We start from the raw sequence: 13,353 nt of genomic DNA, 5'->3' as shown, positions 1-13,353 counted from the left end.
TTCTCCCGACGCCGTCAGACGGAGATGGACTGTTGCGCTTGCCAGCGCGACCTGATTTCCGCTCGACCGCTTCGCCTTGATGGTTGCGCCGAAACGGGTGTCTCTCAAGACAGTGGCGAACCCGGGGAAAGCCAGAAGACGTGTCGATCGATCCAAAATCGTGTTGGTGGTGGTAGGCTTGAGCGGGCGATCAGGAACGATCCAGCTGCGGATGATTTCTAGAGCCCAATTCATGGATATCACTTCGGATGTCTGATCTTAGACCCGTCGTTGTTCTTCCTCACATCTCGGGCAAGGTCTTTCGCTTTGATCTTTTCCTCGGTTCGACATCCAAGCCCGGAACAATTCGGCGCGAAGGAAATTGATTGGCGAACAGAACGATTTCAGGAAATCCGTCACGCAAACCGTCGTGATTGCTGCTGCCTAAACGATCTGTCAAATTTTCTTTGATATAGCGCACGATCGGTTACCTCAGGGTAGGACAACATGAGCATTCATCGAAAACTGTTTGCCGCGTCCGCATTGGCGATCTTGGCCGTATTGGTTGCCATCAATCCGTTCGGCAGGAACCTTGTCGACGTCCGTCCCGTGCCGTCCATGGTCGAAAGCGTCCATTAACGGTCACGTGTGCGTGCGTTCCCCATCGCATCGTAACGGTCCGTTAAGCGGGGTGGCCTAGCCTTTCGACTTTCTTGGATCTCGGGATGCCGAAATGGCCGCCAATGATAACAGACCTGCTTGCTTGCCCCTGGATGCGAAAGAGGTCGAAGACATTCTGGCGAAAGCGAAAAGCATAAAGGAAATGCTGGAGATCGCGATCGCCACCGCAAAGCAGCATATTCCGGGGGCAGCGTCGCTAACGCCCATTGCTCGCACGGGGTTGCAACCGAGCCTTTGCCGAGAGCGTTCAATGGCCGGGTGGACGAAAGGCGAGGCTTGGCCGTGACATTGCCTTGATCCGCCGCCTTACTTCAATCTCTTGTCAAACGACAGAAGGATGATGTGGGCGACGCAGGGGCAATCGATAGGCGGCAACACGTCTTGCTGCTGCCGCCAACCGGTTTTCCCAGACCAACCAGCCTCACTTCGGAGGGGCGAACTTGAACAGCGTGAACGACGTGTCGGTCCAGCCCTCGTTGAACCAGGGCGAATCCTGGATGTGGGAGGCCGTGATGTAGAGCGCACCATCCGGGCCCTGCGCGAATGTATCTGGCCAGCGCAGCCGGCTGTCTTCCAGGAAGGGCGTGACCTTGCCGTCCGGGCCGAGAACCTTCACCCCATTATTCTCCATCGTACTGAGATAGATGCGATTCTGATCGTCGATCCAAAGACCGTCGGTCGGCTCGGTATCCGCGAATTTCTCCGCTTTGACTGCGGCGGGATCGGTTGCTGCCTTCTGAAGGTCATCAGTCGAAACCTTGTACATCGTCTTGCCCGTCAGCGCCTGGAAGTAGAGCGTCCTGTCGTCCTTGGAAAGGGCAATCCCATCGGCGTTGAACTGTGGCTGGCGTCCATCCGGTCGGCGCAGCGGCTTGCCGTCGGTGTGGATGACGACCTCCTTTTCGAACTGCGTCGAGGGATCGTCGCTGAGTGCCCGCCATGCCTTGCCCGAAATGAGATCGAGAACGACCAGGCCGCCTGGCGAGCCGGAATCGGTAAAGTAGGCGAATGCGCCGTCAGAGGCGATGCGGACGTCATTGAGATAGCTTGCCGGCCCGGCGACGTCGGGTGTAAAGGGGTAGACGCGCTTGACTGCGTTCGACCTGAGATCGATCTGCACCAGCTTCGGGCCGTCCTTGATCGTTTTCTCGCTGTTTGGCGCCGCCGGGTCAACGACCCAAAGCGAGCCCTTGTTGTCGGTGACGACGCTTTGGACGGTAACGAAGTGATCTTTCGGCGAGATCTCGTTCATCCTGGCGTTTCGCCAGGCATTCCATTCCTCGTTCGGGTACGGCTTGATAGAACCATCCTTCATGACCTCGGCGACGGAAACGGGCACGTCCTGCGACCAGCGCGGGAAGTTGACGAAGACGCGTCCATCTTGCGAAACGGTGACGCCGGTCACCTGATGGTCGAAGGTTGCGACCATCTCGAGACGATCATCGGTCTTGCCCGTGATCGGCACGACGAGCTTCCTCGCCTTGTTGGCGAGATTTTCCATCGTCTGCGTGTGGCCGATGGCGGGCTGCAGGAGTGCGATAACGGCAGCGACCGTCAGGAAGGTGGAAGTTTTGCGCGGGTGCGTGTTCATCATGGCCTCTTTCATGTTTAGGCTCTGAACAATGACGTGCCGTCGAAGTTCCTGCGCAAAACTGCATGGGACCAAAGTGACGCGCATCAGCTTGCCTTTGATAGCCAGCCTCGATCAGCACGAATGGGCCAATGCATTCGAGCGATCGGACAACGGCATGGTCATGCCGTGCTGCTTCTACACGGGTAGCCCGATGACGCAATGACCCGAACGCTGCGACATCGCGTCTGAAGGGCCGGGGTCGGCGTCACGGTCGAAAACAGGTTCTCTTCTTGATTGTCGCAGGCTTTCGAGGGCCATTGGATCGCGCCGGTACCAGACCAGACACGAAACTCCTCGACCTCATGGACTTCAGATCGCTTGGCAGGGACGATTGCTCCAATTTGCCACGAACGGTTCGTGCCCGACATTTGGAACCAGCATCCCTTGATCAAGTTATAGTGGCATGACCAAACCCGCTGACGCACTCGCCAAGTTGATCGCCCATTACGCCACGAACGAGGCGGCCTCGCACCAAATGCGCAGGTTGCCAGCGTTTGCCGTTCCGCAGGAGGGCAATGATCGTCTCGGTTCCCTGCTGAAAAAGCTGGATGAAAAGCAAGCGGCTCTTACGGCTGCTGCTCAAGCCTGACGGTAAGGGTTACGCAAAGCCCGTCCGGCAACCACTCCCGCTCTATCTCTCCTGCCAGGCTGCGCGCTACCGTCTGCTCCAGCCGGGTGCCGAAGCCGACATGCGTTGAACCTGGCGACTGACCGGGTCCATTCTTCTCCAGCCAACGGAGCTTTGCGGTTTCGGCTGTGACTTCGACTTCGATCTCAAGCCGGCCATCAGGGACCGACAAGGCGCCGTATTTTGCGGCATTGGAGGCAAGCTCGTGCAAAAGAAGGGCGAAGTTGGTGACGTCCTTGGCGGCGAGCTCGAAGTCGCTGCCTTTCAGCGCCCAACGTCCCTCCCCCACCTCGGAGAACGGCTCCAGGATGGTGGACAGCAGCTGGAAAAGCGTCATCGCCCGCTCTTGGAAGGCATTATCTCCCGTAAAGCTTGGAAGCGTCATCTCGTGAGCACGGGAAAGCGATACCAGCCTGTTCCTCATGTCGGCGGCGAGCGCCGCCGCAGACGTGGCGTTGCGAGCCGCGACCGTAATGATGCTGCTCGTGATCGCAAACAGGTTCTTGACCCTGTGATGCATCTCGCGAAGCAGCAGATCCCGGTGCTCTGCCGCCCGCCGCCGTTCGGAAATGTCCCGGGCGATCTTCGAGGCGCCAATAATCTTGCCCTCACGATTCCTGATTGGTGAGATCGTCAGCGAGATGTCGATCAGTGTCCCGTCCCTGTGGCGCCGAACGGTCTCGAAATGCTCGATGCGCTCCCCAGCGCGGATGCGTTGAAGGATACCTGGTTCTTCATCAAGCCGGTCATCCGGGATCAGCATGGTCACGGGTTGTCCAATCGCCTCGCACGCGGGGTAGCCGAACAGTCTTTCGGCAGCCTTGTTCCATGTCGTGATAATGCCCGTCAGGCTTTTGCTGATGATCGCATCCTCGGAAGATTCAACAATGGCGGCCAGGAAAGCTGCCGCATCATGACCGGGGCGCGCATTCCTTACGCTTTCCTCGAGCTCCAGGAAGCGTCCTTCAAAGTCTGGATGATGGGATTGGTTGTCGAGAGCTGGCATTCAGTCATTGCCTCACGAGCATGAGAGGGTTTCGAGACACTGATACTTTATCGCCTTATCGCGATGATGGTAGCCCTGAGGCAATAAGCAGTTGCAAAATTACGTGACGATCCTACGGTGCGCCTTCCACCAAGACAGGGCAGTCGCTTTGACACATAAGCTTCCACGACTAACCACCGGAATCACGGGCCTGGACACGATCCTCGGAGGAGGATTGGTGGAAGGTGCTTCCTACATCGTTCAAGGTCATCCGGGCGCCGGCAAGACGATCTTCGCCAACCAGATGGCCTTCGCCAGCGTCACCAACGGCCGTAAAGTGCTTTACGTGACCCTTCTGGCCGAGACCCACGATCGCCTTTTCCAGGCGCTCGGTACGCTCGATTTTTTCGACCGCGCGTGCCTCGGGACGAGTATTTCCTATGTCAGTGTCTTCCAGACCTTGCGCGAAGAGGGCTTGCCGGCTGTCGTCAAGCTCATCAGGCAGGAGATCAACCGTCAGGGCGCGACCCTTCTCGTTTTCGACGGGCTCCTGAATGCACGAGACCGAGGCGAGACTGACATTGACGTCAAGACATTCATTGCAGAGGTGCAAAGCCAGGCGGCCTTTGTCGGCTGTTCCGTCTTGTTTTTGACAAGCACCAGGGTCGCTGAAGACAGTCCCGAGCATACGATGGTCGACGGCGTGATCGACCTGCATAACGAGCTGGTCGGGGTCCGTTCGGTGCGACGCCTGCAGATACGCAAGTCGAGAGGCACTGCTGCGCTTGGTGGTCACCATCAGTTCGACATCACGTCGGCGGGTATTGTCGTCTATCCGCGGATTGAAGCGGTTCTGGCAACGAGCAGTGTCGTCGATAAAGGGTCCTCCAATATCATAGCATCGGGAACCGAAGGGTTGGACGCTGTGATGGGCGGGGGACTACAGGATAGTTCGGTGACCCTTGTCTTTGGCCCCTCCGGCTGCGGCAAGACTTCGCTTGGCGTCAATTTTCTGGCACGTGCCAGCCAAAGCGAGCCGGCCCTGCATTTCGGCTTTTATGAAACGCCCGCGAGGCTGATGAGCAAGGCTCGCGCGCTCGGCGTCGATCTGGAGGGACCCGTAAGCTCCGGAGCGCTCAAAGTCGTCTGGAGCCCGATGACAGAAAACCTGCTCGACAAGCTTGGCCATCGCCTACTCGATGAGGTACGCGCGCAAGGTACAAAGCGCCTGCTCATCGATGGATTGGGTGGTTTCGAGCGAGCTGCCGTTCACCCGCCCCGTCTGGTCGAATTTTTTGCCGCGCTTACGAACGAACTGCGCGCACTCGGCGTTACGACAATTGCGACATGGGAACTGCGCGACCTTTTCGGGCCGACGGTGACGGCTCCAGGGTCCGAAATCTCCAGCCTACTGGATAATCTCGTGATGCTGCGCCATGTAGAGATCAGTTCGCGCTTCAAGCGCACTATTTCGGTGGTCAAGGTAAGGGACAGGGCTTACGAGCCGGTTATCCATGAGGTGGGATTCGGCTCGAACGGAATACTGATCCAGGAGCCGCTGGAGCCAGTTTCCGGCGCGGCGACGGGAGTGGCAGCCCCGGTCGAACGAGAGCATTAGAAGGGAAGCATAAACCGCATGCCACTCATCGTGATCGCAGAGGACGAATACCTCATCGCTGAAGTTCTGGTCATGATGCTGGAAGACGCTGGATATGAGGTTGCGTCGGCTCCGCACGGCAAGGCTGCACTTGCGCTTGTGCGGGAAAGGAGCCCTTCCCTTGTGGTGACCGACTTCATGATGCCGCTGATGAATGGTCTGGAACTGGCTCAAACCATGAGATCCGATAGGGACCTCGAGCACATCCCGATTATCCTCGTCAGCGGTGCGCAGGGTAGCATCGGTCGCGCTCATCCCGATGTCTTCGACGCCGTATTGGACAAACCGTACAACGAAAGCAAGCTTATCGAGACGGTCTCTCGTTTGATCCAGTAGCCCGCGTTTCAGTGCTTCCTGGCGGGAACAAAGTATTCTGCCGTGCCGGCCATTGCTGAACTTGTGAAGTTCCAAGGCGATCTCGGTCGCGCGCGCAGCGATGCTCGTTGTGGTGTGGCGTTTCCTGACGATCGAAATCTCAACAGAATCGAACCCGCGACGGAAGGATCACCATCCTGACCTCGCGGGCTAGTCGACGTGGCCGCGTGCCTTTGCGATCTTATCCTGCAACTCCTCTTGTGAAAACGGTTTGGCCAGGCGCACGACGTCTGGACATAGTCCTTCGGGCAGTTCGGCATAACCAGTGGCCAGAAGCACCGCGATGTCGCGAAATTTCTGCGAAACCGTCTCCACCAGTTCCGCCCCCGTCATATGCGGCATTGCATGGTCCGTAATCAGGATATCTGGAAGCTGACCGTTTTCGAGCAGCTTCAGGGCCTCTTCGGCCGACTGCGCCTGGATTGCGAAATGGCCGATATCCTCGAGCATCAGCGCTGTGTTTACCAACACCAGAGCATCGTCATCAACGACCATGACCTTGAGTGGCTCGACGGTCTGAGAAACGGTTCCTTCGGGAGCGGGCTTTTCTATCTCCTCTACGGCCGCTCTCGAGGCAACAGGCATCCACAATTCGGCTGTGGTGCCTTCGGCCTTGCGGGACTTCAGTTTGAAGGCGCCACCCGATTGCGCCAGAAATCCATGAACCATCGGCAGCCCCAGACCTGTGCCCTTGCCGATGCCCTTCGTTGTGAAGAACGGGGTCATTGCCTGATCGAGTGTCTTGGCGTCCATCCCCTCCCCTTCGTCCGCCACCGTGAGACAAACATACTCGCCGGCAGGCAAGCCACAGATCTCTCCCTCCTTGACGGCGCGGCGGCGAGCCTTGATCGTGATGGTACCGCCCTGCGGCATGGCATCGCGAGCATTGACGACGAGATTGAGCAGCGCGGTCGCCAGATGGTTGGGATCCACGTCACGAGCGGCAGGCTCAGCGGAAAGGTTGTCGCGACCTCGATCGAGCCGCCGATCGTCCTCTGAAGCAGATCGGCCATTCCCTTGACCAGATCCTGGACATCGACCGGCTCCAGCTTGAGCTCCTGCTTGCGCGAGAACGCGAGAAGCCGCTGTGTCAGGGACGCCCCGCGTTTGGCTCCCAATATCGCGTTGTCGATCAGCTGAACGACGTCCTTGCCGTCCAGAGCGCGGCGGCGTGCAATCTCAAGGCTCCCGAGGATCGCCATGAGCAGGTTGTTGAAGTCATGGGCGATACCGCCGGTCAGTTGGCCGACTGCCTCCATCTTCTGTGCCTGGAACAGTTCTTGCTGCGCCCGTTCAAGCGCCTCCTGCGCCTGTCGCTTTTCGGTGATGTCGCGCGTCACTTTCGCAAAACCGATCAGCCTGCCGTCGTCCCCGCGGATTGCGTCGATGATCACGTTGGCCCAGAACCGGCTGCCGTCCTTGCGAAGCCGCCACCCCTCGCGCTCGAAACGGCCTTCGCGGGCCGCAGTTTCCAGAGCCGTTCGAGGCAGGTCCGCGGCCTTGTCTTCGTCGGTGTAGAATCTGGAAAAATGCTGACCGATGATCTCATCGGGATCATAACCTTTGATGCGTTGCGCTCCGAGGTTCCAGCTCGATACCTTGCCTTGCGGGTCAAGCATATAGATGGCGTAGTCGGTCACACCCTGAACGAGAAGCCGGAACTGCTCCTGACTGTGCCTGAGAACTTCCTCGGCGAGCCTGCGCTCCGACAGGTCGCGGGTGATCTTGGCAAAGCCGAGGAGTTGCCCCGAGGCGTCACGGATCGCGTCGATGATCACATGGGCCCAGAACCGCTCGCCGTCCTTCCGGATCCGCCAGCCCTCGGCTTCGAACCGGCCCTCCCTGGCGGCGGTATCGAGAGCCTTCTGCGGCTTGCCGGCTTGGCGGTCTTCCGGCGTGTAAATGTTCGCCCAGAATTTCCTGCTCGCTATAGCCTTTGAAGCGATAAGCGCCTGCGTTCCAGCTGCTGACATGACCCCCGATGTCGAGCATGTAAATCGCGTAGTCGGTAATGGCATCGACGAGCATCCTGTAACGCCCCTCCAGCATGCTGGTTTGAAGCGTTCCTACATCAGCGGGCATGATTTTCCTTCCAAGTCCTTGCACAGTCCCGACAGCCCAAGCCACCGAGACGATCGATGATATTAGGGTCCGCTTGCGCCAGCCCAAGTCTTTGTACGGTAGGTGACGGAGACCAGCTGCCCAATTCGCTTCCTGGTGACGCTGATGCCACCAGTGACCTCCGGGATCACGACCGCGATGTCGCTCGTTTCATTCCTGCCCGTTGGCTGACGCGTCGGGCTTCGAAGCTGCAAAGGCAAGAGAAAGCGTCTCATGATGTGTTTGGACATGTGACGCTGATTGCTCAACCAAAGCGCCAACTCCCCTCAGGGTTGACGAGACGGCCTGATAACCCGTTCGAGTGCCTCCCGCAGATCCTCCGCGCGGAAGGGCTTCCTGAGCAAGGTCACCGTCGACGGACCTTGAAGATCAGGCGCCTTATCGTGTCCTGTGGCAAAGACGATCGCGACCTGCGGCCATCTCTCGCGCACGCGCGCACCGAGCTCTTCGCCGGACATGCCGGGAAGGCCGAGATCCGTCAGCAGGATGTCCACCTCCTCTTTCTCCAGGATCGCCAAAGCTTCCGTGCCGGAGCCGGCTTCCAGAACCTCATGCTGCAGTTCCTCCAGCATATCGACGGTGTTCATGCGGATCAGAGCATCGTCCTCAACAGCGAGGACCCGCAGACGCGACGCCTCTTCGGGCGAGACCGACACAAGTTGAGCCGGGGCGGGATTCACGTGCGCAGTTGAACGCTGCTTCTGGTTATTCAGTACGTGACGCAGCTTTCTGGCAAGCGCATCACGCGTGTAAGGCTTGGACAGCAGTTCCACGCCGGCGTCGAGCTTTCCACCATGGACGATCGAGTTCTCGGTGTATCCGCTGGTAAAGAGCACGGCGAGGTGCGGCTGGCGCACCTTCGCCTGTCTTGCCACGTCCGCGCTCTTTAAGGCGCCAGGCATCACCACGTCGGTGAAGAGAAGATCGATGTGGATGCCGCTTTCGATGATCGTCAGCGCTGCAGCGGCGTCTTTGGCCTTCAGGACGCGGTAACCGAGATCGACCAACATCTCGACAACGGTATCGCGAACCTGTTCGTCGTCTTCGGCGACGAGAATGGTTTCCGACCCGCCGGTCACCGGCCCGGTGTCAGAACCGGCGAGTTGATCTTCCTGCTGATGGACCCGCGGGAAATACAGCTTGATCGTCGTTCCGTGCCCGACCTCGCTATAGATCTTGATGTGGCCAGCGGACTGCTTGACGAAGCCGTAGACCATGGACAGTCCGAGCCCGGTTCCCCTGCCAACCGGTTTTGTGGAAAAGAATGGCTCGAAGACCTGGTCTATGATCTCTGCGGGCATGCCGGAGCCGGTATCGGTCACGGCAAGCATGACGTACTGGCCCGCCTTAACGTCGCTCTGGAGGCGTGCGTAGTTGTCGTCCAGGAATGCATTGCCGACCTCGATGGTCAACTTCCCCTGCCCTTCCATGGCATCGCGGGCATTGATCGCGAGATTGAGGATGGCGTTTTCGATCTGGGTCGGATCGACCGAAACATTCCAAAGCCCCCCGCCACGAATGGTCTCGATTTCGATCCCCTCGCCCAGCGTGCGCCTCAACATGTCTTCGATGCCGGAGACAAAATGACCAATATTGACAACCCTCGGCTCGAGCGCCTGTTTTCGGCCGAAGGCCAGGAGCTGGCTGGCGAGTTTTGCGCCCCGCTCGACGCCTGCCAGAGCGTTTGCAATGCGCCGCCTTGCGTGCTCGTGACCCACCAGATCCTTTGACAAAAGCTGGAGATTGCCCGCGATAACCTGCAGGAGGTTATTGAAGTCATGGGCAACGCCGCCCGTGAGCTGGCCGATCGCCTCCATCTTCTGAGCCTGGCGAAGGGCCTGCTCGGTTTCGGCGCGCCGCGCGATCTCCTCGGCCACCTGTTCCTCAAGATGCGCATTCAGGAGACTGAGCTTTTCTTCTGCCGCCCGACGCTGATCGATCTCCGTCTGGGCGGTGCGGAACAGCCTCGCATTGTCAAAGGCGATCGCAGCCTGTCCGGCAATGCCGCCCATCAATGTTTCATGATGCGCGGTAAACTTGCCCGTATCCGGATGGCCGAAGAACAGTCCTCCAATCACCTCGCCGCTGCCAAGGGTAATCGGCACGGCAAGATAGCTCCTGACCGGCAAATGTCCTTTCGGCATGCCATGGTGCGGCGCGCTTTGCCCGTACCTGGGATCGGCCGTGATGTCGTCCGATCGCACGATCCCCTCCCCTCCGAATGTCGGCGCGAAGACCTTCGTGTTTCGCGGCATCGGGAACTTGGAGAATGCCTCGCGGGGCACACCCGAGAGGGTATAGAGCATGTAGCTCTCGCCAGCATTATCAACGACGTTGTAGAAGAAGGCGCCGAACTGTGCGCCGGTCAGCTCGACGCCGGCATCCGTGACCGTCTGTACGAGGCGCTCGAGGTCCAGCTCGCCGGCAAGGGCTTCACCGGTCCGATTGAGGGCCTCAAGCCGTCTCGTCTGCTGTCTGAGCGCCTCCTGCGCGTTGCGCCGCTCGATGATGAGCGCAGCCGATCCCGCGACGAGATCAAGCAGATCGCGGTCCGATGACGGGGCTTCCAGCGCATGGGGGTAGTAGAGCGCGAATGTGCCGAGGACCTCTCCCTCGGTCGACAGGATCGGCGCCGACCAGCAGGCGCGCAGACCATGTGACAAGGCGAGATCGCGATAGTCGGCCCATAAAGGATCGTTGGCGATATCGTTGACGTAAACGGCCTCTTTCCGGTAGGCCGCGGCGCCGCATGAACCGACGTTCGGACCGATCTCGATGCCATCGACAGCGTCGTTGAAATCTGCCGGTAAATTTGGCGCCGCGCAGTGGCAAAGCCGGCGTCGATCAGGATCCGTGAGCAGGATTGAGGCGATAACGCCATGGGAAGAAAGACCTTCCACCATGGTGACAAGGCTCTCCAGCAACCCCTGCAACGGCACGTCCTGCATTGCCGCCTCCAGCAACCGTGCCTGCGCGGCCTGCAATCCCTCCGTCCGTTTCCGATCGGTAATGTCGATGACGGATCCGACGAACCCGAGGAAAGACCCGTCCTCGCCAAAGCGGGGGGCGCCGGYATCAAGCGCCCAGCGATATTCGCCATCGGCCCGCCGCAACCTGTATTCGAACCGAAAGGGCTCGCGTCGCCGGTTCGCCTCCAGGAAAATCCGCTCGGCTTGCGCCACGTCATCGGGATGGGTCGCTCGTAGCCAGCCGAACCCAAGCCCATCTGCCTCCGTCTGGCCCGTGAACTCGTACCATATTCGGTTCAGGTAGGTACACGCCGCCTCCTCGTCGGTCACCCACATCATGACGGGCGCATGATCGGCCATGTTTCGGAAGCGCGCCTCGCTTTCGCGAAGGGCTGCAGTGGTCTCCCGACGCAGTCTGGAAAGTTCGAGATTTGACTGGACGGTGGCGACAAGCTCTCTGGCTGAAAATGGTTTGACGAGGTAATCGTCAGCCCCTGCATCGAGGCCCTCCACACGGGCTTCCTCACCTGCCCTTGCGGAGAAGGCGATGACCGGAAGATCACGAAGCGCGGGGTCGTTCCTGATCTCCCTAATCAGGCCGAAGCCATCGAGCCGTGGCATCATGATGTCGGTCAGGACGAGATCGGGACGCTCCCGGCGTATGGCCGACAGCGCGGCTTGTCCGTCCTCGACGGCATCGACCTGATATTGCGCCGACAGCAGGCGCCGCACATAGGAGCGCATGTCTGCATTATCATCGGCCAGAACGATCCTGATCGACGATGTGCCGGTGGCCGTTGCCGGTTCGGGTTCAGGTTCGGGGGCGGCGACGTCAGGGCCGTTGTCCTTTTCCTCCGGAAGCCACCGCAGTGCCTCCTGCACGTAGGAGTCGGCACGCACCGCCGTCAGCGCGATCGGCCGCTCCTGCAACGCCTCGGACGCGCTCTGCCGTGAATCGTCGAGCGGAATGGTCACGATGAACTCGGTTCCCTTGCCGAGTTCGCTCTCGGCTCGAACGTCTCCGCCGTGAAATCGTGCCAGTTCCTGGACAAGAGCAAGTCCGATCCCCGATCCCTCGATCGATCGGCCATGAGCTCCCTCAACCCGATGAAAACGCTCGAAAAGTCGCGGAAGCTCCTCCTCGGGTATTCCCGTTCCCGTATCGCGCACGCGCAGTATCGCATTGCCGCCGGCTTCGGAAAGTTCAACGGCGACTTCACCTTCAAAGGTGAACTTGAACGCATTTGAAAGGAGATTGAGAACGATCTTTTCCCACATCTCGCGATCGACATTTGCTGCCCGGGAGAGCGGCGCGCAGTTTACGCTGAAGGTCAGACCAGCCTTCTCGATCGCAGAGCGGAAGTTGCTCGCGAGCTCCCGTGTCAGAACGGCCAGATCCGTTGGCTCGACATTTGCCTGGGTCCGGCCGGCTTCGATCCTTGAAAAGTCCAGGAGGGTGTTTACGAGCTTCAGGAGACGCAGCCCGTTCCTGTGGATCACCTCGATCCGTTCGCGCTCGCGGGGGATCAGATTGTCGCGGTCGGCAAGTGCATCCTCGATCGGTCCGAGCATGAGTGTCAGCGGCGTGCGGAATTCATGACTGACGTTCGAAAAGAAGGCCGTCTTGGCTCTGTCGATCTCTGCAAGAGCTTCGGCTTTGCGCCGTTCCTCCTCGTAGGCACGAGCATTGGCAAGGGCGGTACTCACATGCGCGGCGGCACGCTCCAGAAATGAGACATATTCGGTATCGAGCTCACGTCTCGGGCTGATGCCGCAGGTAAGAAAACCGAATGGCGCGTGGGCGCTGGCATTCACGCCGATCGGTATCATCAGAGCCCGCTCGACCGCTTCCGGCCAGGCGCGGCTTGCCGGCTTGTTCCGGAACAGGTCGTTGACGTTATCGACGATAACAGGGACTTCGCTCGCAACCAGCCTGTCTATCGACCAAAGTGCGGCGCTATCGCCGGCGGCAATAGCCGAGGGCGCGTAGGCTTCGACATCCAGACCGGCCCTTGCAACCAGTTCAGCTTGCGAGCCGTCCGCCTTCAGCCGGTAAAACAGGCAGAAGGGCACGTCTTCTGGGCGTTTTCCCAGGACTTGTGCCGCGAGCGTCATAACGTCTTCTTCGGACCGAGCCGACGCGATGCGCTCGGCAAGCTCGCGCAGGGTCTTTTCCCGGCGCTCCTCGATAACCCTGTAGGTGGTTTCGACAACGGCATTGAAGATACCTTCGACCGTGCCGTTTTCGCCGCGAATGGGACTGAAGGTGAAGTTGAAGTAACATTCCTCGGTGTAACCGTGACGGTTCATCGGCAGGAGCTGGTC

At 59.5% G+C, this 13,353-nt stretch carries 9 protein-coding genes and 2 pseudogenes; 5 read left to right on the top strand and 6 right to left on the bottom strand.

What is annotated here, in order from left to right; translation table 11 throughout:
• Positions 1-280 precede the first annotated feature (280 nt).
• The gene (locus AC1DF8_RS31620) at positions 281-460 is read right to left on the bottom strand and encodes a hypothetical protein (RefSeq protein ID WP_162735834.1); all 180 of its coding nucleotides are present in this window, start codon (positions 458-460) and stop codon (positions 281-283) included.
• A 26-nt stretch (positions 461-486) separates the two neighbouring features.
• On the opposite strand from AC1DF8_RS31620, the gene AC1DF8_RS31615 reads away from it, so the two are divergent.
• Both AC1DF8_RS31615 and AC1DF8_RS31610 read left to right on the top strand, forming a co-directional pair.
• The gene (locus AC1DF8_RS31615; RefSeq protein ID WP_478156556.1) at positions 487-618 is read left to right on the top strand and encodes a hypothetical protein; all 132 of its coding nucleotides are present in this window, start codon (positions 487-489) and stop codon (positions 616-618) included.
• Between the two features lie 94 nt (positions 619-712).
• Entirely contained in the window at positions 713-946 is a 234-nt protein-coding gene (locus AC1DF8_RS31610; protein ID WP_478156555.1) for a hypothetical protein, read from the top strand.
• A 135-nt stretch (positions 947-1,081) separates the two neighbouring features.
• On the opposite strand, the gene AC1DF8_RS31605 is transcribed toward AC1DF8_RS31610, so the two are convergent.
• Positions 1,082-2,254 (bottom strand): SMP-30/gluconolactonase/LRE family protein, encoded by a 1,173-nt coding sequence (locus tag AC1DF8_RS31605; protein WP_478156553.1) that lies wholly within the window; start codon positions 2,252-2,254, stop codon positions 1,082-1,084.
• A 442-nt stretch (positions 2,255-2,696) separates the two neighbouring features.
• Here AC1DF8_RS31605 and AC1DF8_RS31600 point away from each other — a divergent pair, with 442 nt between their 5' ends.
• A complete protein-coding gene (locus tag AC1DF8_RS31600) occupies positions 2,697-2,882 on the top strand; it encodes a hypothetical protein (protein ID WP_113207792.1) in 186 nt (61 codons plus the stop codon).
• Here AC1DF8_RS31600 and AC1DF8_RS31595 read toward each other — a convergent pair.
• Complete coding sequence (locus AC1DF8_RS31595; protein WP_113207793.1) at positions 2,860-3,927, bottom strand: PAS domain S-box protein; 1,068 nt, start codon at positions 3,925-3,927, stop codon at positions 2,860-2,862. The two genes, AC1DF8_RS31600 and AC1DF8_RS31595, sit on opposite strands and share 23 nt — an antisense overlap.
• Before the next feature lie 103 nt (positions 3,928-4,030).
• Here AC1DF8_RS31595 and AC1DF8_RS31590 point away from each other — a divergent pair, with 103 nt between their 5' ends.
• Positions 4,031-5,524, top strand: a complete 1,494-nt coding sequence (locus tag AC1DF8_RS31590) for a DUF7125 family protein (protein ID WP_478156550.1) — start codon at positions 4,031-4,033, stop codon at positions 5,522-5,524.
• A gap of 18 nt (positions 5,525-5,542) precedes the next feature.
• Complete coding sequence (locus tag AC1DF8_RS31585; RefSeq protein ID WP_113207795.1) at positions 5,543-5,899, top strand: response regulator; 357 nt, start codon at positions 5,543-5,545, stop codon at positions 5,897-5,899.
• A 189-nt stretch (positions 5,900-6,088) separates the two neighbouring features.
• On the opposite strand, the pseudogene AC1DF8_RS31580 reads toward AC1DF8_RS31585, so the two are convergent.
• The 3 genes and pseudogenes from AC1DF8_RS31580 to AC1DF8_RS31570 form a co-directional block, all read right to left on the bottom strand.
• Positions 6,089-8,020 (bottom strand): annotated as a pseudogene (locus AC1DF8_RS31580) (hybrid sensor histidine kinase/response regulator).
• Between the two features lie 305 nt (positions 8,021-8,325).
• On the bottom strand, positions 8,326-11,007 hold the full coding sequence (locus tag AC1DF8_RS31575) for a GAF domain-containing protein (RefSeq protein WP_113207924.1): 2,682 nt from the start codon (positions 11,005-11,007) through the stop codon (positions 8,326-8,328).
• Between the two features lie 51 nt (positions 11,008-11,058).
• Positions 11,059-12,858 (bottom strand): annotated as a pseudogene (locus AC1DF8_RS31570) (response regulator); the annotation flags it as partial.
• Positions 12,859-13,353 lie beyond the last annotated feature (495 nt).

It is taken from the genome of Rhizobium sp. 05N49, assembly GCF_056396805.1.
The sequence above is the reverse complement of the archived record's forward strand: the minus strand, read 5'-3'. Positions and strand labels throughout refer to the sequence as shown.

Bases quoted from the DNA above. Each gene is read 5' to 3' on its own strand.
- AC1DF8_RS31615 (WP_478156556.1), top strand. From the start codon at position 487: ATGAGCATTCATCGAAAACTGTTTGCCGCGTCCGCATTGGCGATCTTG.
- AC1DF8_RS31605 (WP_478156553.1), bottom strand. From the start codon at position 2,254: ATGATGAACACGCACCCGCGCAAAACTTCCACCTTCCTGACGGTCGCT.
- AC1DF8_RS31595 (WP_113207793.1), bottom strand. From the start codon at position 3,927: ATGCCAGCTCTCGACAACCAATCCCATCATCCAGACTTTGAAGGACGC.
- AC1DF8_RS31575 (WP_113207924.1), bottom strand. From the start codon at position 11,007: ATGCAGGACGTGCCGTTGCAGGGGTTGCTGGAGAGCCTTGTCACCATG.
- AC1DF8_RS31600 (WP_113207792.1), top strand. From the start codon at position 2,697: ATGACCAAACCCGCTGACGCACTCGCCAAGTTGATCGCCCATTACGCC.
- AC1DF8_RS31610 (WP_478156555.1), top strand. From the start codon at position 713: ATGGCCGCCAATGATAACAGACCTGCTTGCTTGCCCCTGGATGCGAAA.
- AC1DF8_RS31585 (WP_113207795.1), top strand. From the start codon at position 5,543: ATGCCACTCATCGTGATCGCAGAGGACGAATACCTCATCGCTGAAGTT.